Below are 23201 nucleotides of genomic sequence, written 5' to 3' on the forward strand. Positions count from 1 at the left end.
GTTTCCCCATGTGAGAGTAGGTCATTGCCAGGCACCTAATAAACAAAGAACCCCAGTACCGAAAGGTCCTGGGGTTTTTTGTTTTTTGGTAGCAAGGAGACTTCTGAGCGAATGCCCATGTGACCACGCATGCACTGAAAGTGCGGCGGGGAGGCGCTGCAAGCGTCGCGAAGCGATGACGAGCAACGCTCGGCACCTATTGTAGGTCATTCACTCGAACACCGTTCGTAACCTATTGTAGGTCATTGCGAACTTCGTACAGGATCTCTGCCAAACCCATCGCGGCCTTTGCAAGACCGCTCCAACGGTTTTAAAAAGTCTCTGCCAACGTCAATAGCGGATGACAGGCTGAAGGCCAGTCACCGTAGCTCCGTAGCGAGTTAAGAACATCAGTGACTGGCTTTAGCCTGTCATCTGCTGTCCAATTACGCTCCAATCCATCGCGGCCTTCGCAAGACCGCTCCAACGGCTCCTAACTCTCCAACCAAAACGTAACCGGCCCATCATTGGTTAGTGATACTTTCATATCGGCACCAAACTTCCCGGTCGCAACTTTAAGCCCCGTTTTGTTAGCCGCTTCTACAAAGTAGTTGTAGAGCTCTTCACCCAGTGCTGGAGATGCCCCTTTTGAAAAACCCGGTCGTTTGCCCTTGGAGGTTTCGGCTACCAGCGTAAATTGAGAGACCACCAGTAACTCGCCTTCAATATTTTTAAGGCTAAGGTTCATCTTGTCCGATTCATCGCTAAAGATGCGGTAGTTGATCACCTTGTCGAGTAGTTTATCGGCTTTTGATCGGTCATCCTCTTTCTCTACACCGAGTAAAAGAAGTATCCCCTGATCTATTTCACCGACGCAGTTGCCGTCTACTACAACGCTAGCACTGCTGACTCGTTGAATAAGTCCTTTCATTAGCTGGTTAACTCCAGATAATGATCGGTGGCATGGATTAAACGGTCTGTAATGCCCGGCTCAAAGGCTGAGTGTCCGGCATCACGAACGATATCAAAGTTTGCTTGAGGCAGTTCTTTAGCCAATAGGTGTGCCTGCTCAATAGGGCAAACCATGTCATATCGGCCATGAACAATCCAGGTCGGTATCTTTTTGATGCGATCACAGTGATTGAGCAGTTGGTTTTCAGACATAAAAGAGTTGTTGGCAAAATAGTGTGCTTCGATACGCGCCATGGCTAATGCGACATGAGGATCACCAAAGTGGTCAACCAAACTCGGATTAGGGTCGAGTGTAGAGCACCGTCCCTCCCAAATAGACCAGGCTTTTGCTGCTGCCATACGCTCTAGTTCATTATCACTGGTCAGAACTTTATAGTAGCTGCTGACCATGTCGTTTCTCTGATCGGCCTGTATCGGTGCTATAAATGATTCCCAATGGTCAGGGAATACATAGCTTGCTCCCTCTTGGTAAAACCACTGAATATCTCTAGGTCGACAGAGGAATATACCTCTTAGAAACAGTGCATTGACTCGCTCTGGGTGAGATTGTGCGTAGGCAAGGCTTAACGTAGAACCCCAACTACCGCCAAATAGTGCCCACTTATCTAGGCCGAGATGGGTACGAATCTTTTCAATATCAGCGATTAAGTGTTCCGTTGTGTTGTTTTCTAAACTGCCATGCGGCGTCGAGCGCCCACAGCCGCGTTGATCAAATAGAATGATTTTGTAATGTTCTGGGTTAAAAAAGCGTCGATGCTCGGGCGAACAACCACCGCCTGGCCCGCCGTGGACGAACAGAATAGGCTCGCCATTGGGGTTGCCTGAAAGCTCTAAAAAGAGGCTGTGCCCTTTGCCTACATCCAGTTGCTCGCTGTGGTAGGCACTTATTTCTGGGTAGAGTGTTCTCATTCTACTGGTAACCCCGCATCTTCTAGGCGTTTCTTACGCAGCTCAATTAATCGATCGATCTCAAATATCTCCTGTGGGCTCGCATCCGTTTTAAGCCCTCCCACAATGGCGTAATTGATACGGGTTTTATGCAGATCAAAGAAGTCGGTCAATGACTTAGCTACCTTTAGTCGATTCTCTGGATAGATTGTGACTAAGTGTTCGGTTAACTCACCCGCTCGTTTGGGCAGCTTTAATACCATCTGTAATGCTACCTCTTCTGCTTTTAGGTGAGCAGATTCCAGTGCAGTTTTTATTAGGTGCTGAGGATCTTTCGGGTTCTGTTTGAGTGCCTCAATCAACAGTTTAAGCGCCGGCTCTGCAATCTCTGCAGCCACGTACTCCTCAAGAGGAGGCACGGATGCAGGGTTGGTTGTGAACTGGTAGGGCTGAGCGGGTTCTAGACGTTCGGTTCGCAAGAAGAGCTTACGCACTAATAAGAAGAGCATCAGCAGTAGATGCAGTGAAATGACGTAGAAGTAGAGCCAAACAGAGCTAAACCACTCCATCATAGCGCCCGCCACGATAGGGCCGACGACACCACCGACGCCTAATAGAATTTGCATCATACTGGTTGCAGGCATCGCCTCTTTACTGTCGATGTGGTCGAACACCTGTGTCACAGCTAGCGGGAAAATAGCGGCCCCAGCGCCCCCTGACAGTAGGAAGAAGAAGGTGACGAACCAGGTGGGTAGAGCGCTGTAAAAATCGATAATGATGACGGCATTTGCACCGACACCAATCATCATTAATACAGCGCCCACCGTACGTTTATCGAAACGATCCGCAAACCAGCCAGTTGGGTATTGTGTCATGAGGCCCCCAAGCAAATAGGAGCCTAAAATGATTGATAGTAGTGTGCCGCTAAAGCCTCGATCGTAAGCGTATAGAGCGATCAGTGATACGCTTGCGGAGCCAATAGAACCGGCCACCAGGCAAGATAGAGTACCTGATGGAGAGACCTTCCATAGTTGCCCAAATGACATTGGGCGGCTTCGGCCAGGTAGCTCGGGTGCTGGCATGCGTGACATCGACATAATAATCAGAGCGATCGCTAATACGGCGCTGATAATACCGAACAGTCTAAAATCACTCTCTTCGAAAATGTTCATCACAAAAGGTGCTGAACCGAATCCGACAGCAAAGAATATCTGGTAGACACTGAACAGTTTACCGCGGTTGCTGCTATCACTGGTGACATTAAGCCAGCTCTCCAGAGTAATAAAACTGGTGATGAAGCAGAAGCCTGCAACGACCCTTAACAGGGAAGTGATGATGAACGATTCAAGAAGTGTGTGCAGTATTGAGACGATCGACAGTGTTGCAGCCATTGTTGCAAAGGCGCGGATATGACCGACGCGGTTGACGACTTTGGCGCCAAACATCCCTGCCAGGATAGAGCCGGCGGCAAACATACCCATAGCAATACCGACTTGTGAAGACTCAATGCCCGCCGACTGCATTCTTAAAGGGAGGATGATAAAGAATAGGTTGTGGCTAAGCGCCATACCAATAATTGAAAAAAGAATAGGGCTGACCCGGTAAAAAATGCTGTTGGTCATTAGGTGGTTCCTAGTTTGTCACTTCAAGATTTCTTGGACTTTAGTTTACTCCGTTTATTTCGTTTGAATATAAAAAAACGGTGCTCAATTTGCATTGGCACCGTTTTATGTTTTGCATTTATTGCAAATTAATTAACGCTTAGCGCGTTTACGCTCATGCTCTTTCAAGAACTTCTTACGAATACGGATGTTCTCAGGTGTTACTTCAACCAACTCATCATCTTCAATGAAGTCTAGAGCCTGCTCTAGAGTAAAGCGGATAGGTGGCGTTAGCACGATGTTCTCATCAGTACCTGAGGCTCGGACGTTGGTTAGCTGCTTACCTTTGGTTGGGTTAACCGTTAGGTCATTCGAGCGGCTATGGATACCAATGACCATGCCTTCGTACACTTCAATGTTTGGACCGATCATGAGGCGACCGCGCTCCTGAAGAGAGAAGAGTGCGTAGCCCAGTACTTTACCGTTAACCATCGAAACCAGTACGCCGTTGTTACGAGTCACCGTCTCACCCTCTTTCACCACACCGTAGTGGTCAAAGATTGAGTTCATGATACCAGTACCAGACGTCATGGTTAGGAATTGGCTACGGAAGCCGATCAAACCGCGAGAAGGGATCATAAAGGTCAGGCGACAGCGGCCTTTGCCGTCAACTTCCATATTCGTCATGTCACCGCGACGCATGCCTAGCTCTTCGATGATCGAGCCCTGGTGCTGCTCTTCAACGTCGATCATAACGATCTCGTAAGGTTCGTGGATTTCGCCATCTACCTCTTTCTGAATTACTTCAGGACGGCTGATGCCAAGTTCGAAGCCTTCACGGCGCATGGTCTCAATCAGTACCGATAGGTGAAGTTCACCACGACCTGATACACGGAATTTCTCAGGGCTATCACCCGGCTCTACACGCAGTGCTACGTTGTGAATCAATTCGCGCTCTAGACGCTCTTTGATGTTACGGCTGGTAACGAATTTGCCCTCTTTACCGGCAAACGGAGAGTCGTTGACCTGGAATGTCATAGAGACGGTTGGCTCATCGACAGAGAGTGCTGGTAGTGCTTCAACAACATCTGGGTGACACAGCGTATCTGAGATGTTGAGTTCGTCTAGACCGGTAATACAGACAATGTCACCTGCTTGTGCACTGTCGACATCGACACGATCAAGACCGTGGTAGCCCATGATCTTAAGGATACGACCTGAACGCATTTTTGCGTGTGAATCGATGACTTTAACAGGCGTGTTGGTAGAGATCTTACCGCGTGAGATACGACCCACACCGATAACACCGACAAAGCTGTTGTAGTCCAACGCAGAGACCTGCATCTGGAATGGACCTTCTGTATCGACGTGAGGCGCATCAACGTGCTTGATGATCGCTTCAAATAGAGGCGTCATATCGTCAGCCATAGCTTCGTGATCATCACCCGCAATACCGTTGATCGCTGAGGCGTAGACAATCGGGAAGTCCAACTGCTCATCGGTAGCGCCTAGGTTGTCGAACAGTTCGAAAACCTGATCCATAACCCAATCTGGACGTGCACCAGGACGGTCGATTTTGTTGATAACAACGATTGGCTTAAGGCCGCGTGCAAAGGCTTTCTGAGTAACGAAGCGTGTTTGTGGCATTGGACCATCAACTGCATCAACAAGCAGAAGGACCGAGTCAACCATCGACATAACACGCTCTACCTCACCACCGAAATCGGCGTGCCCAGGAGTATCGACGATGTTGATGCGGTAGTCGTTCCAAGTGATGGCGGTGTTTTTGGCAAGGATGGTAATGCCACGCTCTTTCTCTTGGTCGTTTGAGTCCATGACGCGCTCAGCGCCTTCATCACGACGGCCAAGGGTACCTGACTGCTCTAGAAGTTTATCAACTAGGGTGGTTTTGCCATGGTCGACGTGTGCGATGATGGCGATATTGCGAAGATTTTCGATCACGAGGTGAGTCTCATTAATTAAAGATGCGCGGATTATACGCGTCGAGCGTGATCAAGGCGAATTAATAGCCAATAAATTTGGACCATATGAACAATTGTTAGAAGCGAATCTAGTGCAAAATTTTTTGGCTGGAGTATCATATTGGCACACATCGACAGACTAGTAATAGTTTAAAGCACCATTGTGGTGCGTATGTTTTAGGTGTGCATCAAATTGGTGCGTTTATTGTCATTGGTGATTCGTTGCTGATGCGGTAAATCACCGTAAATAAAGACTTTTTTCGAGTTGGCATACTGTTTGCTAGCTCGTTAGGAAGACTGAGCTTGCATGGTGCAGGCTTAAACCCAAGGCTACTAGTCTGGCAATATCTGATAATGGAGAGAGCCATAATGTCTGAACAGACACTAAATCTGATCAAAGAAACTGACGCGAAGTGGATCGACCTTCGCTTTACAGACTCTAAAGGTAAAGAGCAGCACGTAACTATCCCAGTTCACGAAATGGGTGACGACTTCTTCGAAGACGGCAAAATGTTTGATGGCTCATCTATCCAAGGTTGGAAGGGTATTAACGACTCTGACATGATCCTTCGTCCAGATGACTCTTCATCTATCGTTGATCCATTCTCTGAAGATGCAACAGTCATCATCCGTTGTGACATCGTTGAGCCTGCTACAGGTCTTGGTTACGAGCGTGATCCACGTTCTGTTGCTAAGCGTGCAGAAGAGTACCTGAAATCAACAGGTATCGCTGACAGCGCTATGTTCGGTCCAGAGCCAGAGTTCTTCGTATTTGACGAAGTTCACTTCCACTCTGACATGTCTGGTTGTGGCTACACTGTATCTTCTGAAGAAGCTGCATGGTCTTCTAACAGCAAATTCGAAGGCGGTAACACAGGTCACCGTCCACGCGTTAAAGGCGGTTACTTCCCAGTACCACCAGTAGACTCTCTACACGATCTTCGTGCTGCAATGTGTGACGCGATGACAGCGATGGGTCTGCACGTAGAAGTACACCACCACGAAGTAGCAACTGCTGGTCAGTGTGAAATCGGTGTGGCAGGTAACACCCTTGTTAAGAAAGCTGACGAAGTTCAGATTCTTAAGTACGCAGTTCACAACGTTGCTCACGCTTACGGTAAAACAGCTACGTTCATGCCTAAGCCAATCGTTGGTGACAACGGCTCTGGTATGCACGTTCACCAGTCTCTATCTAAAGGCGGTGTTAACATCTTCGCTGGCGACGCATACGCGGGCCTATCTGAAGAAGCTCTTTACTACATCGGCGGTATCATCAAGCACGCTAAAGCGCTTAACGCTCTATGTAACCCAGGTACTAACTCGTACAAGCGTCTTGTTCCAGGCTTCGAAGCACCAGTTATGCTAGCTTACTCAGCTCGTAACCGTTCAGCTTCTATCCGTATCCCATACGTAACTAGCCCTAAAGGCCGTCGTATCGAGACACGCTTCCCTGATCCAATCGCTAACCCATACCTAGCGTTCTCTGCGCTAATGATGGCGGGTCTTGACGGTATCCAGAACAAGATCCACCCTGGCGATGCAGCAGACAAAGACCTTTACGATCTACCAGCTGAAGAAGCTGCTCAGATCCCACAGGTTTGTTCTTCACTAGAAGAAGCTCTGGACGCTCTAGAAGCTGATCACGAGTTCCTAACTCGCGGCGGCGTATTCACTGAAGACATGCTAAACGCTTACATCGAACTTAAGCGTGAAGAGTGTGCTCAAGTGAGCCAGACAACTCACCCAATCGAATACGATCTTTACTACTCAGTTTAAGATCTTATCGATTCAAAAAACCCGGCACCTGCCGGGTTTTTTATGTCCAGGATGGACGGTATCCTGCAGGCGCATGGATGCGCAGGAGCAGGGTATGCCAGGACGAACAGTATCCTGCAGGCGCATGGATGCGCACAAAACACCTCGCACCAAAATGGTGCATAATATCTTCATATATGCCATTCTGTTGTGCATGCTAAAACTCAAAAGCCCGTGGTTACTGGGTTTCGCTGAGTTGGCAACCTTTTTGCTTATTAAGTAGAGCTATTAAGGCTTAACGCTAGAGTAGAGCTGTTAAGTCATCAAAACCCTTGGGAATACCTAATGTTCGGATCGCAACAGTACAAATTGATTCTTGAAAACCTCAATACGGCTGTATTGGTACTGGGGCAGAAGTTCGAGTTGAAGTATATGAATCCGGCCGCTGAGGTTCTGTTAGAGGGTAGCTTTAAACGCTTAAAAAATTCACACATCGAGTATCTCTTTATTGGTTCCGAAGAGGAGCTCAAGCTATTAGAGAGTGTCTCTGCGACGGGACAGCATGTCAGTAAACGCGAAGCCGCTCTGATTACCTTTGGTGGTAACGAGTTGATGACGGATTACACCATCTCAAGGTTACCGAATGGGTTTCTACTGATGGAGTTGCACCCACGTGATCGCCTGGTTCGAATTGAGCGTGAAGAGGAGATGTTGAATCGACATGCCACCGCCAAAGTGCTTGTGCGTGGCTTGGCACATGAGATCAAGAACCCGTTGGGCGGGATTCGCGGCTCTGCACAGTTGCTAGAGCGCGAGCTGGATGATGAGGGGCTTAAAGAGTTCACCGGAATTATCATCGATGAAGCGGATCGGTTAAGAAATCTGGTGGATCGTCTGATGGGGCCTTACAAGAAGCCCAACATACACCCGGTGAACATTCACGAGGTGCTCGAGCGTGTGCGTGCTCTGATTGAAGTTGAAAGCGAGCAAGAGATTCAGTTGGTTCGTGACTACGACCCAAGTCTGCCGGAGTTTAACGGCGACAGTGAACAGTTGATCCAAGCGGTTTTAAACATCTGCAGAAATGCGATGCAGGCCCTGAAAGAGTCTGAAACAGCCGCTCCGCAAATCCGTATGAAAACACGAGCGCTCAGACGAATTACGCTGGGCGCAGAGCAGCATCGACTGGTCTGCTGCGTAGAGATTATCGATAACGGTCCGGGCATACCAAAGGATCTTTTAGATTCCGTGTTCTATCCGATGGTGACCGGTCGTGCGGAAGGGTCTGGGTTGGGACTATCGATTGCCCAATCTGTTATTGGTCAGCACCAGGGTTTAATCGAGGTCGCCTCGAAACCCAGTACAACAAATTTTAAAATTTTAATTCCTTTGGAGAGTTGAGATGGCTAAGCCAGCAACCGTTTGGATAGTAGATGATGATCGCTCAATACGTTGGGTTTTAGAGAAAGCGATCTCTGGCAGTGGCTTGGCGACAGAAGTGTTTGAGTCGGGCGATGCGTTGCTGCGTAAAATTAAGCGTGAACAGCCTGATGTGATTATCAGCGATATTCGTATGCCGGGCATTGATGGTCTTGAGATGCTAGAGCAGCTTCAAGCTGATTATGCAGACATTCCGACTATCATCATGACCGCTCACTCAGATTTAGATTCCGCGGTTGCCTCTTATCAAGGTGGTGCCTTTGAGTACTTGCCTAAGCCATTTGATATTGATGAGGCGGTAGCGCTGGTTCAGCGAGCGGTGCAGCACGTTGAAGAGCAGCGTCAACAAACCGAAGTGATTGTTGAAGATGATACACCTGAGATCATTGGTGAGGCGCCGGCTATGCAGGAGGTGTTCCGTGCCATTGGTCGTCTGTCTCATTCCCCGATTACTGTATTGATCAATGGTGAGTCTGGTACAGGTAAAGAGCTGGTGGCCCATGCTCTGCATCGCCACAGTCCGCGTGCGGGTAATGAGTTTATTCCATTGAACATGGCGGCTATTCCACATGACTTGATTGAGTCTGAACTGTTCGGGCATGAAAAGGGTGCCTTTACCGGAGCTCAAGCTTCGCGCCGTGGCCGTTTTGAACAGGCCGATGGTGGCACACTGTTCCTTGATGAGATCGGCGATATGCCTGCGGATACTCAAACTCGACTCTTGCGTGTTCTTGCTGACGGTGAGTTCTACCGTGTCGGTGGTCATACACCGGTTAAAGTTGATGTTCGAATCATTGCAGCTACCCACCAAAATCTCGAAAACCTCGTTAAAGAGGGCAAGTTTCGTGAGGATCTGTTCCACCGTCTAAACGTGATTCGAGTTCACATCCCCTCGTTAAATGAGCGTCGTGAAGATATTCCTCGTCTCGCTCGCCACTTTTTGTCACGTTCGGCGAAAGAGCTGGGCGTTGAGACTAAGATTCTTAAGCCGGAAACAGAGCGTTTTCTGCGCGATCTGACTTGGCCAGGTAATGTGCGACAGCTGGAAAACACCTGTCGCTGGATTACCGTGATGGCGTCTGGTCGAGAGGTTCTTGTCTCTGATTTACCACCAGAGCTTCTAGAGTCCTCAAATGAACGCCCTGTTGTTCATGGTAATTGGGAACAAGCACTGCGTGGCTGGGCTGATCAGCGTCTCTTTGAAGGGGAGAGGGGCATCCTCAAAGAGGCTGAACGTCAGTTTGAGCAGGTGTTGATAGAGACTGCGCTTAAACATACGGGTGGCCGTAAACGTGATGCGTCTGAACTTTTAGGCTGGGGGCGAAATACCCTAACCCGCAAGCTAAAAGAGCTGGGTATTGAGGCGGATTAGAGTCGCTTAATGCTACAATCGGCATCTAACAGTTTAGGTGCCGATATGCTTCACGTTGCTCTTTACGAACCCGAGATACCACCCAATACCGGAAATATTATTCGCCTGTGTGCTAACACGGGTTTCTCCCTTCATTTGATTAAACCCCTCGGCTTTGAGCTGGATGATAAGCGCCTGCGCAGAGCGGGATTGGATTATGCCGAGTTTGCCTCTATGAAAGTTCATGAGTCATTAGAAGCCTGTATTCAATCAGTCTCCCCAAGAAAAGTATGGTCGATGACGACCAAAACGGATCGCGCCTATACCGATGCTGATTTTGCATCGGGTGATATGATTCTATTGGGCCCGGAGACACGGGGTCTGCCTCAGAGTGTCATCGATTCGACCGATGCAATTACCTTGCCGATGTGCCCTGATTCACGCAGTTTGAATCTGTCTAATGCCTGTGCCATTGTTGTTTATGAGGCGTGGCGGCAGCTCTCTTTTGCGGGAGCCAAGTAGCTAAGGTCTGAGGTGGTTAGGCTTGCTTAAGGGGCTGAGTGTTGGGTATGGAGTGAAGCCATCTCGACACCCGCTAGGCGTAAGCAGATCTGTCCAATTATTAACCAGGGGTCGGTCGGTAGTTGTCCTTTAACGGCCTGATCACCTTGTCCACAAAGTCGCAGTAACTGCTCAATCTCCGAGACTTTAATCTGACGACTGGCATTGCGAATAGCGGTTTTACGTTTGCTAAACAGTCTCAGTCTGTTCGCAATCGTATCGTAATTCTTCCCTTCTGATATCTCTGTAATCACGCTGCTTAGCGTGCGCAACTCACGTGAAATGGCCCAGAGTATGAAGGTCGGTTCGACACCCTCTTGTCTTAGCGCCTGCAGAATGTGTTGTACTCTTGCAGGTTGTCTTTGTATCGCCGCATCTGCAAGTGCAAAGGCATCAAATCGTGACATGTCGCCAACCGCCTCGGCAACCTGGTTGGCATCAAGGGTTTGGTTGGGGTAGAGCAGAGAGAGCTTCTCTAACTCTTGTTGTGCCGCGAGTAGGTTGCCCTCTACACGATCGGCTAAGACGCCGATCGCCTCTTGATCCATAGAGATTGGAAAAGATTGAAGGCGTGTCGCTAGCCAGCGCGGGAGTTGGTCAACTTCAATGGGCCAGATTTCAACCACTAGCCCGAGCTTTTCGACCAGCTTGAACCAGGCGCTCTTTTTCGCACCGGCATCGAGTCGATCAGCCAAAATGAATATCACCGTATCGGGCGCAGGGTTCTCTAGATAGCGTTGTAGCAGATCTGATTCGGCTTTTTTGATCTTTTGTGAACCGAGTCGTAACTCAATAATTTTGCGCTCTGCAAATAGAGAGAGGCTATTGGCGGCCTCCATCAGGCTGTCCCAGTTAAAGCTGGAATCGATGTGATAGAGCTCTCGTTCAGTGAATTCTAGACCGCGAAGATGGGCTCGAATGGCGTCACAGCTTTCGTCGTGTTGAAGTGTTTCGTCCCCGGTTACAAGGTAGACCGGTAGCGCAGTATTTAGCTTGTTGAGCTGCTGAGGTAGCTGATCAACTCTAACTTTCATAGGTTAGCGCGGAACGAAACTTAGGTATTGGCGAATAATCTGTTCAGCCAGTGCACGATTGATCTCTGAGCGGTAGCGCGCTTCCAGAGTCTCTTGCGCCAAGGTGTCTGAAGTTTCGGTAACACTGCGTTGAACATTGACTCGGCGCTCAATGGCGGGCGCTGTGCTATCACCTTGATAGATGGCAAATTGAGCTTCACCGCTCAATTCGTACTCTTGTGCATCTGCATTGGCATCAAGAATCACCGCGCGGCGATTGTAGCGTGCCGATTCAACGATCAGTTTAAGCTTAGCTCGGGATGTTAGGGTCACGCCGTTGCGTTGCAGTTGAGTTGTCAGCTCTCTGCCTAACGAAGTGGGCTGTGTGGTGTTTTCGACCAGAGTTAATTGCTGTAACGCTGGTGGTACCTCATAAAGCCCTTTTAGGTGGAAGCCACAAGCTGTTAGAAACAGCATGGCGAAACCTGCAACGAACGTACGTGACAACTTCATCTTTTACTCCTAGCTGACGACGATGTTGACCAGTTTGCCTGGTACAACAATCTCTTTGCGCAGCGTTAGGCCTTCCATGTATTTCTGAACATTAGCTTCAGCCAGGGCCAGTTGCAAAATTGTGTCCTTATCGGCATCGGCGGCAACATTGATACGAGCACGAAGTTTGCCATTAACCTGCACAATCATCTCGATGTTATCACGTACCAAAGCGGATTCATCAACGCTTGGCCAGCTATCATTTTGGCTTGCACCCGTCAGTTCAGTCAGCAGCTGATCGGCTGCGTGTGGAATGATCGGGGACAACAGCTGGACAGCAGCGCTAAGCGCTTCTTGTTTACAAGCACGTCCTTGCTCGGAGTCATCGTTGAATCGACCGATACTGTTTGAAAGCTCCATGACAGCGGCAATGGCTGTATTGAATGTCTGGCGGCGCTCAATATCATCCGTCACTTTTTGGATGGTTTCATGAGTCTTACGGCGCAGCTCTTTCTGCCCATCATTCAGCTTGGACGTGTCTAAAGTTGATGCTGGGCCGGCTGCGATATGGTCGTGTGCCTGTTTCCAGAGACGTTTGATGAAACGGTGTGCACCTTCCACACCTGAGTCAGACCACTCTAGTGACTGTTCTGGTGGTGCCGCAAACATCATGAATAGACGAACCGTATCGGCGCCGTATCGATCGATCATAACCTGAGGGTCGATGCCGTTGTTTTTCGACTTAGACATCTTGGACATGCCGTCGTGAATCAGCGTTTTACCCGTCTCTTTATGAGTGGCTTTGGTCACACGACCTTTCTCGTCTGTCTCAGTCTCTACATCAACCGGTGAGATCCAAACCTTACCGCCCTGTTCATCTTCGTAGTAGTAGCCATCGGCTAGAACCATGCCCTGACAGAGTAGGCGAGTGAAAGGTTCATCAGAGTTTACTAGACCCTCGTCACGCAGTAGTTTGTGATAGAAGCGTGAGTAGAGTAGGTGCAAAATAGCGTGCTCGATACCACCGATGTACTGATCAACAGGGAGCCAGTAGTTGGCTGCTTGAGGATCCAGCATCGCACTGTCTGAGTAACGGCTTGCATAGCGAGCAAAGTACCAACTTGACTCCATGAAGGTGTCGAAGGTATCCGTTTCGCGTTCTGCATCTGCGCCACACTTTGGACAGCTTGTTTTGATGAAGCTCTCCATCTTTTTAATCGGTGAACCGACGCCGTCGAAGGTTACCTCTTCTGGCAGAAGCACAGGCAGCTGATCTTCAGGTACGGGTACTGATCCACAGCTATTACAATTAACAACCGGGATCGGTGCGCCCCAGTAGCGTTGGCGTGAAACACCCCAATCGCGAAGGCGGAAGTTGATGGTTGTATGACCGCGACCTTTGTTGTTCAGTTCAGTCGCAATGGCTTTAAACGCCATTTCGAACTCTAGATCGTCAAAGTCACCCGAGTTGCACAGAACGCCTTTCTCTGTGAACGCTTCTTGCGTCAAGTCGACAGTCTGATCGTCGGACAGAGGCTTGATGACCTGTTTGATGTTCAGTCCGTATTTGGTTGCAAACTCCCAGTCACGTTGGTCGTGTCCAGGAACCGCCATGACAGCGCCTGAGCCGTAATCCATCAGAACAAAGTTTGCTGTCCAAACAGGCACCATTTCACCAGTGAGAGGGTGAGTGGCTTCGATGCCCAATGGCATGCCGCGTTTTTCCATCATCGCCATGTCAGCTTCGGCGACTTTTTGGTGACGACACTCATCAATAAAGCTAGCAAGTTCTGGGTTATTTTCGGCTGCTTCAAGTGCTAGAGGGTGTTGTGGTGCAACGGCAACATAGGTAACACCCATCAGCGTATCAGGGCGGGTTGTGAAGACCTCTAGATCACCTTTGTTAGGCACCGCAAATTTCAGCTCAACCCCTTTAGAGCGGCCGATCCAGTTGCGCTGCATGGTGCGGACCTGCTCTGGCCAATGATCCAGCTTCTCTAGATCTTCCAGTAGTTGGTCTGCGTAGTCAGTAATTTTCAGGAACCATTGAGGGATTTTCTTACGCTCAACAATCGCACCAGAGCGCCAACCGCGACCATCGATCACTTGCTCGTTAGCCAGAACGGTTTGGTCAACTGGGTCCCAGTTCACCTCGGCCTCTTTTTTGTAGACCAGGCCTTTCTCAAGAAGACGAGTAAAGAACCACTGCTCCCAACGGTAGTACTCCGGGTGGCAGGTCGCTAGCTCGCGATCCCAGTCGTAACCAAAGCCCATCTGTTTAAGCTGATTACGCATGTAATCGATATTGCTGTAGGTCCAGTTAGCAGGAGGCACATTGTTTTTAAGTGCAGCGTTTTCAGCTGGTAGGCCAAAGGCGTCCCAACCCATAGGCTGAAGAACGTTTTTTCCCTGCATGCGCTGGTATCGAGAGACGACATCACCGATGGTGTAGTTACGTACGTGGCCCATGTGCAGGCGACCACTTGGGTAAGGGAACATCGAGAGGCAGTAAAACTTCTCTTTGCTGGAATCCTCTTCAACGTTGAATGCGCCGGATTCTTCCCACTGCTGCTGGACTTTTGGTTCAATATCCTGGGGTTGGTACTGTTCGTTCATCGGTCTCTATATTCTGCAAACATAAAAACGGCATCATTGTTCTTGGAGCAAATTACTTTGCTAAGAAATGACACCGCTCAATGGTTATTTCATTAATACTGTTCAATACTGCATAGGATACATCAGATGCGGTCGCGCCGACAGGTTTGGCTGCTGAATAATCCGCTCTTAAAAGGAGTTTACTTATGAGTGATACAAACCAAGATAAGCTCGATTCTGGCCGTTATGATCAATTGGTCGATCAAGTGATGGATTCTCTCGATGGTGCCAGTGAAGTGACGCTTGAGAAGCTTACTTCAGCGGTCAATGAAACGGTTGAGTTGGAGCAGACAGCGCTTGATATGTCTGCAGATGAAGCGGCCCTGCTAAAAGCCTACCTAATGCGTGATCTGAAGCAGTTCTCAATCGGTGTTCAAAAGGTCGGCGGAGCGCTGGCTGATTGGTTAGAGCTGGATCTTGCCGTATTGGAGAAGGGGATTGTTGATCGCTTGATGAGAGTGGCCGATAAAACTCGTATTGAGCAGGAGTTGCTCCGTGAACAGTTGAGTCACGGTGAAGCACACTACGCCGCCGGTGAAATCGCACTACCTGGGCAGTTTGTCTGTACACAGTGTGGAGCTAAGCAGATGCTGAGCGAGAGTCAAAAATTACAGCCTTGTCGTGACTGTTCAGCGGTTCTGTTTGAACGAGCGATGTCTAAATAGCGCGGCTAATAACAGTGCTGCAGCAAGGATAAGCGCTGGCCACAACCCCAACTGTTGATAGGGGGTTTGGCCCATGCTTGGGGCGATCTCATGGGTTAGGATCGCCGTCTCGAATCTGGGTGCGGTCGCTAAGACTTGACCCTTGGCATCAATGAAGCCTGAAATACCGTTGTTGGTGGCTCTTATCACGGGCCTACCATTTTCGATAGCACGCATTCTGGCGATCTCAAAGTGCTGATCTGGGCCATGAGATCCGCCGAACCAGGTGTCATTAGAGAGCGTCAGAATCATGTCACTCTGATTGGCATTCTCTCTGACCAACTCTGGGTAGGCGATCTCATAACAGATTGCGCCCGCCAGCGACCCCTGAGGTGTCTCTACCTGAAAAGTTGGTTGTTCTGGCAAGCTAAAGCTAGACATGGGGAGATCAAAAAAGGCGATCAGCCCTCGCAACTGATTTTCAAAGGGAATGTACTCCCCAAAAGGGACCAGTCTCTGTTTGTCGTACAGGCTGATTTTACCCGTCAACGTGCCCACCGAGTTGTGGTACAGGTTTCGCTGTTGGCTCTCACTCCACTCTTTTCTTGGGAAACCTGAAATTAACGTGGTGCCTTGTTGGTTGAGGATCTCCACTAGCGGACTGATCTGGTTGATGGCGCGGCCTATTAATTTGGGTACGGCGGTCTCAGGCCAAATGAGTAGATCGGTAGCGGGCGCTTGGACGCTTAAATTAATAATGTTCTGTATGTGTCGATCAACTTGCTCAATTTGCCACTTAGACTCTTGGGCTAAATTGGGCTGTATTAATGTGATCGAGACGGTCTTTTCTGAACTCTCTGTCCAGTGTGACGGAATAAGGTAAGAGGCACCTAATATCGCAAGGATCAGTAGGAGAGGGGTCGGTTTATTACGGTGGATGACATGGGAAGCCGAGACAGCAATGATCAGAACCATCGCCGACACTAGCCACACGCCGCCGATCGGGGCTAATGAGATAAGTGGTGTATCGATGAACGCATAGCCGATGAGCAGCCAAGGGAAGCCGGTAAATAGCCAGCTTCTCACCCATTCAAACAAGATCCAAAGAGCGACAAATCCTGGTGCTGAGCCGTCAGTAAACAGGCGTTTGTAGAGCCAAATTTGTGCGGCAAAGAGTATCGCTAACGCGCCAGTGAACATGAGAGTCATCAGTGCGGCGGCTAAAACACCCATGCCACCGTGTAAGTGAATACTCACATAGACCCAAGAGACACCGGCGGTGAAGTATCCCAAACCATAGAGCCAACCCATCAGGAACGCTGAATCGGATTTAAGGGTCAGCAAGTAGAGGGTGGCAATAGAGACAATCGCTAATAGCGGGTAACTAAAAGGGGCAAAAGCGAGTGTCGCTATTGCCCCTGCAGCAACCGCCAAAGTCCTATTCACAAGAGGCTGGAGCAGCATCACTACTCCTTGTGGTGCTTAACCTGTAGCAGTCTAATTCTGCGGTTTTCAGACGCTAGCACGGTGAAGGTGAAGTCATCGAGTCGAATCGTCTCCCCTTTATCGGGTAGGTGACCAAATTGACGTGTCACCAGTCCACCCACGGTATCGAACTCATCATCAGGTAGGCCGACGTCAAAGTACTCGTTAAAGTCTTCGATAGGGGTTAACGCTTTGACAATGAAGCCATCATCTTCAAAGGCTTTGATGTTGCCCTCGTCTTCATCTTCGTCGTGCTCATCTTCGATATCACCGACGATCTGTTCGAGCACGTCTTCGATGGTAATAAGACCGGCAATTCCGCCGTACTCATCAACGACGATGGCCATGTGATTGCGTGTGACACGGAATTCACGTAGCAAGACGTTCAGTCGCTTACTTTCAGGAATGAAGGTTGCTTTGCGAAGGTGCTCAGCGAGACTGAACTGTTCTAAGCGGCCGTCCAGTGCATAGGGAAGAAGATCCTTGGCAAGAAGAATGCCGACGATCTCATCTGGGTTTTCACCTGCAATGGGAAAGCGAGAGTGCGCACTGTCGATGACCAGTGGCATAAATTCGTGGGCAGATTGATCGATCTGTACCGAGACCATTTGTGATCTTGGGATCATGACGTCACGCACTTGCATATCGGTCACTTGTATAGCGCCTTCTACAATCGTTAGCGCATCTTGATCTAGTAGGCCAGTGTCGTTGGCCTCATAAAGAACTTCAAAAAGGTCTTCGCGGGTTTTGGGCTCATCCGAAAAAGCTGAAGCAAGTTTGCTAAAAAAGCTTTTGGATGAGCCGCTCGATCGGTCTTCACTCATAGTGTGTGGTTGCCTCAAATATAGGGGTCTGGGATTTGGAGTTGAGCGAGCAGTTCTCGTTCAAGTGACTCCATCTCCTCGGCTTCTTCATCCTTTATATGATCGAATCCAAGTAGATGCAATACCCCATGGATCACCATGTGAGCCCAATGGTGATGAATCTGTTTGTTTTGTTCGGTTGCTTCGCGCTCTACAACCGCGGCACAAATCGCTAGATCACCTAATATATTGCCAGGGAAGCCCGGAGGTGCTTCAAACGGAAAAGAGAGTACGTTGGTCGACTTGTCTTTACCGCGATATTCACGATTCAGTGTCTGGCTCTCGGTTTCATCAACGATACGAATGCATAGTTCAGCTTCGCCCGATAGCTGTGATGCCGCTAATTCGGCCCAGGATTGAAACTGCTCATCACTCGGGAGTGAGTTGCTATCAACAGCGCGAATAACCTCTAAATGAATCACTATTTACGCTCGTCTGTATGTTTGGCTTCGTACGCTTCATAAGCACGTACAATGTGCTGCACGATAGGGTGACGAACCACATCTTTCGCTTCGAAGTGAGTAAATCCAATCCCTTTCACCCCATCCAGTACCTGCATCGCATGAATTAGGCCAGAGCTGGCGCCGCGTGGTAGGTCGACCTGGGTTTTATCCCCTGTAATAACGGCGGTTGAACCAAACCCTATGCGGGTAAGAAACATCTTCATCTGCTCGCGTGTCGTATTTTGTGACTCATCAAGAATGACAAACGAGCCGTTCAACGTTCTGCCGCGCATGTAAGCTAAGGGTGCGATCTCTATGACATTCTTTTCGATCAGGCGTGCTACCTTCTCAAAGCCCATCATCTCATAGAGTGCGTCGTAGAGAGGGCGTAAGTAGGGATCGACTTTCTGAGTCAGATCGCCGGGTAGAAAACCGAGTTTTTCACCCGCTTCGACGGCAGGGCGAACCAGTAGTATTCGACTGACCTCTTCGCGCTCAAGGGCCTCAACCGCACAAGCAACCGCAAGGTAGGTTTTACCGGTGCCGGCAGGTCCGATACCAAAGTTAATGTCATGGTAACGAATCGACTGAACGTACTTTTGCTGATTCTCCCCGCGAGGTCGAATCGTCATTTTTCGAGTACGAATAGTGACATCATCCGTCGCAGTCGATTTCACATCAGTTTGTGAAATGCCTGAGTGTTGTAGCGATAGATGAATGTCTGATGGGGCAAGTGGTTTGCCGTTTAGAGACTCTTTGTACAGTGCTTCAATCAGTGTGCAGACCGGGCGAACGGCCTGAATTGCACCTTCAACTTTGAACTGGAATCCACGGTTACCGATTTGGACTCCGGTGCGCTCTTCAATCAGACGTAAGTGCTCATCAAACTGGCCGACTAGATTAGCCAAGGCTGCGCCATCTTCAGGCTGTAGGTTGATGTGGAAAGATTGTGTTTCGCTCATTATTGATCCAGCTCGGAGCTAACTAACTCACCGATCAACGAGTTCGGAAGCGCTTCAGCAATGCGGACATCGGCGAAGTGACCAATCAGGTCTGGATTATCGCAACGGAAGTTCACAACACGATTGTTCTCCGTGCGACCCGATAGTTGGCCAGGGTCTTTACGCGAGTAACCGTTGACCAGAATGCGTTGAGTGGTTCCGACCATGCGGCGGCTGATCTGCAAAGCGTTCTGAGTGATACGGCTTTGCAAAATGTGTAGGCGTTGTTTCTTCGTCTCTTCCGATACGTCGTCAGGCAGGTCTGCCGCAGGGGTGCCTGGGCGACGGCTGTAGATGAAGCTGAACGACGTATCAAAACCTATATCCTCGATTAGCTTCATGGTCGCCTCAAAGTCGGCATCCGTTTCACCTGGGAAGCCGATGATAAAGTCCGACGAGAAGCTGATATCTGGACGCTTCGCCTTGATTCGACGTAATTTCGACTTGTACTCAATCGCCGTGTGGCCGCGCTTCATTGCCATTAGTATGCGGTCAGAGCCACTCTGGACCGGTAGATGAAGATGGCTCACCAATTCCGGCACTTCGTCATAAACCTCGATCAGGCTGTCGGTAAACTCTACAGGGTGTGAGGTTGTGAAACGAATACGATCGATACCATCAATCGCGGCGATGGTGCGAATCAGCTCAGCCAGATCAGCCGTATCACCGTCATGAGTCGCACCGAGGTAAGCGTTGACGTTTTGGCCCAGTAGATTGACTTCACGCACACCCTGTTCAGCCAGCTCAACACACTCGGCTATCACATCATCCAGCGGTCGGCTGACCTCTTCGCCACGGGTGTAGGGCACGACACAGAAAGTACAGTACTTACTACAACCTTCCATGACTGAAACAAATGCCTCTGCCCCCTCAACTTTAGGAGCGGGGAGGTGGTCGAACTTTTCGATCTCTGGGAAGCTGACATCAACGATACCGACCTTGCCCCCCTTGGTATCTTCAATCATCTCGGGAAGACGGTGTAGGGTCTGTGGGCCAAAAATCATATCGACGAACGGCGCGCGATCACGAATCGCTTCGCCCTCTTGGCTTGCAACACAGCCGCCTACCCCGATCATTAATCCGGGTTTTTGCTCTTTCAAAAGACGCCAACGGCCTAACTGGTGGAACACCTTCTCTTGCGCCTTTTCACGAATTGAACAGGTGTTTAGAAGCAGGACGTCAGCCTCTTCTGGATTATCGGTTAGCTCCAGCTTGTGGCTATCGCCCAGAAGGTCAGCCATTCGTGCGGAGTCGTACTCATTCATCTGACATCCGTGTGTCTTGATAAAGAGCTTTTTAGTCATGTTTCACCTGTCGTTACGTTGAATCTATGCCCCATCATTTGGGGCGATGAAGTATACCTCAGCGCACTCTTTGGCGCTAACGAACTTGCAATTGTTTAGAGCGCCCCCACTAACCTGATTAGGCAACTCAAGTTTAGATTGATTGGAGATTCTCAATGGCCGATGCCAAACGCCTCTATCGCGTCACTTACATCAACAAAGATAAAGTCTACGAGCTTTACGTTGAACAGGTTTACAGTGCTGATATGTGGGGGTTTGTTGCGCTAGAGGGTTTCGTGTTTGGTAGTCACACTGAGATGCTGATTGATCCTGCCGAAGATCGTCTACAGCAGGAGTTCGCAGGTGTAAAACGCTCTTTCGTTCCGATGCAGGCCATTATTCAGATTGATGAGGTTGAGAAGCGAGGAAAAGCTCGTATTACGGATGCCGAGGGCACCGTCACCGCTTTTCCAGTCATGCCCTCACGGAGTAAATAACCTCGCGAAACTGATAATCAGTTACTTGCCAGCGACCCTTGGTCGTGCTGACAGATGGCAGGCTGCAAGGTGGGTAGTTGGAGCTCTATCTGATCCGTAGAGTAGTCCTCTACGCTTGAGTCTGAAAAGATCAGTTCGGCACTCTCAATTCTAAAACAGCTAACCGAGCTGTCAGCCCAGACCTTATCCCACTGTTGATCGCCGGTTCTATGCTCGGGCGACAAAGGCCCTGCAATTCTCAAGTAGGCATGATCATCGCCGCTCTTCATCGCAGGAATAACCTTACCCTCTGCGTCGAAAGCGATCGTCTTAAACATCACGTAGTCCAGGTCGCGATCCGTCTGATTGCTAAAGTCGATGACTGCAGCAACATTTTTTTGGGTGATGACTTCCGTCTGAAGTTGGTGAATAACCAGGGTTTTTTGTGGTGGAGCGGGTGTCATGGGCTGTTGAGTTGTCAGCTTAGCTGTTGTGTCTGGCAAGCTGATACAACCTGACAATACCAGTGCTGGTAGCGTCAGTTTTAAAGCGTTTTGCATTGTTATTCTTTTTGCAATCACGTTGTTTTCTCCAAAAACCTTAACTGGATATTAACAAGGTTTTTGATGTTTTGCCTGAAATTTCTTTCGCGAGTCTAGGAACAAGATATCCTGGTAGCTCTCTCTGCATTTGCGTAAAGATCTCTTTACCCTGTTCAATCGGGATATCAAAGTGACTGGCCCCCGCGACAGGATCAAAAAGAAAGAGGTAGTAGGGGAGGATGCCTGCGCTAAACAGAGCACGTGAGAGTCTGACCTGCTCATCAGCGCTGTCATTGACCCCTTTTAACAACACCGCTTGATTGAGAATGGTCGCACCACTCTGTTTTAGCTTGGTGACGGCGTCGCTCAGACTCTGATCAATCTCATTGGCGTGGTTGATGTGAAGGACCACGACGCAATTGAGCCTTGAATTATGCAAGGTGTCATTGAGTTGATCGGTTACTCTGGATGGAATCACCACGGGTAGGCGAGTGTGGACTCTGAGTCGTTCGAGATGAGGTATGGCTTCAAGATCCGCTACCATCTTTGAAAAACGGTGATCAGAGGTGACCAGTGGATCACCGCCTGAGAAGATCACCTCTCTTAACTCTGTATGCTCTTTTAGATAGGCGAGAGCCCTTTGCCAATGCTCCCCACTAAGCTGGTTGTCAGAGTAAGGGAAGTGTCTGCGAAAACAGTAACGACAGTTAATGGCGCAAGCTCCGCTCAAGATCAACAGTGCTCGATCTTTATATTTGTGCACAACGCCTGGAGTCGGGCGTGCATCACTCTCGTTTAACGGGTCTTCTGTGAAACCTGGAGCCTGAATAAACTCGTCCCTGATCGGAAGGACCTGCTTCAGCAAAGGATCGTTTGGATTGCCTAGCTCCATGCGGCTTAGGAACTCAAGAGGGACGCGCAATGGGAAGAGCTGGCTAGCCGCTTGAGCCTGTTCGAGTAGCTCGTTGGGTAGGGACAGTCTCTCCAGTAAGGCTTTAGGATCGGTGATGGCACTTTTCAGTGAGTCTTGCCAAGAGTTTGGCGTAATGTCCAACAGCTGCATCATTGAAGTGACCAAAATTTCCAAGAATGTAAACGATCTGTTGGAGCCGATTCTCCTTTGAAGTAGAATGCTCGTCAAACATTCAATCAATGATTTGGAAAAAGAGATGGGAAACGTTTCAAGTGGTCAGTTTAAGACTGGCATGAAAGTGATGATCGACGGCGATCCATGTAACATGGTTGAAGTTGAATTTGTTAAACCGGGAAAAGGTCAGGCGTTCACTCGAGTTCGTCTTCGTAACCTTATGACGGGTCGTATTTGGGAGCGTACTTTCAAATCGAACGAATCAGCTGAAACAGCCGATGTGATGGATCGTGACATGGAGTACCTCTACAGTGATGGTGAGATGTGGCACTTCATGGAGCCAAGCACATTTGAACAGTACGCTGCGGATGAGAAAGCCGTTGCCGACTGTTCGCAGTGGTTGAAAGAGGGTGACAAAGTGATGATCACTCTATTTAACGACAACCCTATTGCTGTGACACCTCCTAACTTTGTTGAGCTTGAAGTGACTGAAACTGATCCAGGCCTTAAAGGCGATACGGCTCAGGGCGGTTCTAAGCCTGCGACTCTCAGCACGGGTGCAGTGGTTCGTGTGCCACTATTTATTAACCAGGGTGAAGTTCTTAAGATCGACACTCGTACCGGTGAATACGTAAGCCGTGCCTAACACGGGTTCGTAATAGAAACGGCAGCTTCGGCTGCCGTTTTT

General features: G+C 49.3%; 21 protein-coding genes. 7 read left to right on the forward strand and 14 right to left on the reverse strand.

Going from position 1 to position 23201, the window contains the following annotated elements; all coding sequences use genetic code 11:
* Positions 1-472: 472 nt before the first annotated feature.
* The 4 genes from dtd to typA form a co-directional block, all read right to left on the reverse strand.
* Entirely contained in the window at positions 473-910 is a 438-nt protein-coding gene (gene dtd, locus XMD564_RS05570; protein ID WP_173489279.1) for a D-aminoacyl-tRNA deacylase, read from the reverse strand.
* Positions 910-1860 (reverse strand): prolyl aminopeptidase, encoded by a 951-nt coding sequence (gene pip, locus XMD564_RS05575; protein WP_173507977.1) that lies wholly within the window; start codon positions 1858-1860, stop codon positions 910-912. Before pip ends, dtd begins: the two co-directional genes overlap by 1 nt.
* Positions 1857-3461, reverse strand: a complete 1605-nt coding sequence (locus tag XMD564_RS05580) for an MFS transporter (RefSeq protein WP_173482208.1) — start codon at positions 3459-3461, stop codon at positions 1857-1859. The genes pip and XMD564_RS05580 overlap by 4 nt, the downstream gene beginning before the upstream one ends.
* Positions 3462-3593: 132 nt before the next feature.
* Positions 3594-5402 carry a translational GTPase TypA gene (gene typA / locus XMD564_RS05585; protein ID WP_173482209.1) on the reverse strand — a complete coding sequence of 603 codons (1809 nt, stop codon included), beginning with the start codon at positions 5400-5402 and terminating at the stop codon, positions 3594-3596.
* Positions 5403-5791: 389 nt separating this feature from the next.
* Between typA and glnA the strand changes: the two genes are divergently transcribed.
* The 4 genes from glnA (at position 5792) to trmL (ending at position 10490) form a co-directional block, all read left to right on the forward strand.
* On the forward strand, positions 5792-7198 hold the full coding sequence (gene glnA / locus XMD564_RS05590; RefSeq protein ID WP_173482210.1) for a glutamate--ammonia ligase: 1407 nt from the start codon (positions 5792-5794) through the stop codon (positions 7196-7198).
* A gap of 324 nt (positions 7199-7522) precedes the next feature.
* Positions 7523-8578, forward strand: a complete 1056-nt coding sequence (glnL, locus tag XMD564_RS05595) for a nitrogen regulation protein NR(II) (protein ID WP_173482211.1) — start codon at positions 7523-7525, stop codon at positions 8576-8578.
* Position 8579: 1 nt separating this feature from the next.
* A complete protein-coding gene (gene glnG, locus XMD564_RS05600) occupies positions 8580-9989 on the forward strand; it encodes a nitrogen regulation protein NR(I) (protein WP_173482212.1) in 1410 nt (469 codons plus the stop codon).
* 45 nt (positions 9990-10034) lie between these two features.
* Complete coding sequence (trmL, locus tag XMD564_RS05605; RefSeq protein WP_173482245.1) at positions 10035-10490, forward strand: tRNA (uridine(34)/cytosine(34)/5-carboxymethylaminomethyluridine(34)-2'-O)-methyltransferase TrmL; 456 nt, start codon at positions 10035-10037, stop codon at positions 10488-10490.
* 26 nt (positions 10491-10516) lie between these two features.
* On the opposite strand, the gene holA is transcribed toward trmL, so the two are convergent.
* From holA to leuS, 3 genes are read right to left on the reverse strand one after another with little or no spacing between them, the layout of a single operon-like run.
* Positions 10517-11563: a DNA polymerase III subunit delta gene (gene holA / locus XMD564_RS05610; RefSeq protein WP_173482213.1), complete on the reverse strand. Its 1047-nt coding sequence runs from the start codon at positions 11561-11563 to the stop codon at positions 10517-10519.
* Positions 11564-11566: 3 nt separating this feature from the next.
* Complete coding sequence (gene lptE / locus XMD564_RS05615; RefSeq protein ID WP_173483440.1) at positions 11567-12055, reverse strand: LPS assembly lipoprotein LptE; 489 nt, start codon at positions 12053-12055, stop codon at positions 11567-11569.
* Positions 12056-12064: 9 nt separating this feature from the next.
* Entirely contained in the window at positions 12065-14650 is a 2586-nt protein-coding gene (gene leuS, locus XMD564_RS05620; RefSeq protein ID WP_173482215.1) for a leucine--tRNA ligase, read from the reverse strand.
* Positions 14651-14835: 185 nt separating this feature from the next.
* Here leuS and XMD564_RS05625 point away from each other — a divergent pair, with 185 nt between their 5' ends.
* The gene (locus tag XMD564_RS05625) at positions 14836-15354 is read left to right on the forward strand and encodes a metalloendopeptidase (protein ID WP_173484514.1); all 519 of its coding nucleotides are present in this window, start codon (positions 14836-14838) and stop codon (positions 15352-15354) included.
* Here the strand turns inward: XMD564_RS05625 and lnt are convergent.
* Genes lnt through miaB form a run of 5 tightly spaced genes read right to left on the reverse strand, consistent with a single transcriptional unit; the run spans position 15319 to position 20429 of the window.
* Complete coding sequence (lnt, locus tag XMD564_RS05630; RefSeq protein ID WP_173498694.1) at positions 15319-16797, reverse strand: apolipoprotein N-acyltransferase; 1479 nt, start codon at positions 16795-16797, stop codon at positions 15319-15321. The two genes, XMD564_RS05625 and lnt, sit on opposite strands and share 36 nt — an antisense overlap.
* Before the next feature lie 2 nt (positions 16798-16799).
* A complete protein-coding gene (locus tag XMD564_RS05635; RefSeq protein ID WP_173482218.1) occupies positions 16800-17642 on the reverse strand; it encodes an HlyC/CorC family transporter in 843 nt (280 codons plus the stop codon).
* A 14-nt stretch (positions 17643-17656) separates the two neighbouring features.
* Entirely contained in the window at positions 17657-18103 is a 447-nt protein-coding gene (gene ybeY / locus XMD564_RS05640; RefSeq protein ID WP_371731481.1) for an rRNA maturation RNase YbeY, read from the reverse strand.
* Positions 18103-19086: a PhoH family protein gene (locus XMD564_RS05645; RefSeq protein ID WP_173482219.1), complete on the reverse strand. Its 984-nt coding sequence runs from the start codon at positions 19084-19086 to the stop codon at positions 18103-18105. The genes ybeY and XMD564_RS05645 overlap by 1 nt, the downstream gene beginning before the upstream one ends.
* The gene (miaB, locus tag XMD564_RS05650) at positions 19086-20429 is read right to left on the reverse strand and encodes a tRNA (N6-isopentenyl adenosine(37)-C2)-methylthiotransferase MiaB (RefSeq protein ID WP_173483436.1); all 1344 of its coding nucleotides are present in this window, start codon (positions 20427-20429) and stop codon (positions 19086-19088) included. Before miaB ends, XMD564_RS05645 begins: the two co-directional genes overlap by 1 nt.
* A 155-nt stretch (positions 20430-20584) precedes the next feature.
* Between miaB and XMD564_RS05655 the strand changes: the two genes are divergently transcribed.
* Positions 20585-20905: a DUF1820 family protein gene (locus XMD564_RS05655; protein WP_173482221.1), complete on the forward strand. Its 321-nt coding sequence runs from the start codon at positions 20585-20587 to the stop codon at positions 20903-20905.
* 17 nt (positions 20906-20922) lie between these two features.
* Here XMD564_RS05655 and XMD564_RS05660 read toward each other — a convergent pair whose 3' ends face one another.
* Together XMD564_RS05660 and epmB are read right to left on the reverse strand one after the other, a co-directional pair.
* On the reverse strand, positions 20923-21444 hold the full coding sequence (locus XMD564_RS05660) for a hypothetical protein (RefSeq protein ID WP_173507978.1): 522 nt from the start codon (positions 21442-21444) through the stop codon (positions 20923-20925).
* A 40-nt stretch (positions 21445-21484) separates the two neighbouring features.
* The gene (epmB, locus tag XMD564_RS05665) at positions 21485-22492 is read right to left on the reverse strand and encodes an EF-P beta-lysylation protein EpmB (RefSeq protein WP_254443665.1); all 1008 of its coding nucleotides are present in this window, start codon (positions 22490-22492) and stop codon (positions 21485-21487) included.
* A gap of 103 nt (positions 22493-22595) precedes the next feature.
* Between epmB and efp the strand changes: the two genes are divergently transcribed.
* The gene (gene efp, locus XMD564_RS05670) at positions 22596-23159 is read left to right on the forward strand and encodes an elongation factor P (protein ID WP_173482223.1); all 564 of its coding nucleotides are present in this window, start codon (positions 22596-22598) and stop codon (positions 23157-23159) included.
* Positions 23160-23201 lie beyond the last annotated feature (42 nt).

It is taken from the genome of Marinobacterium sp. xm-d-564 (genome assembly GCF_013283345.1).
In the GTDB taxonomy this organism is placed as follows: domain Bacteria; phylum Pseudomonadota; class Gammaproteobacteria; order Pseudomonadales; family Balneatricaceae; genus Marinobacterium_E.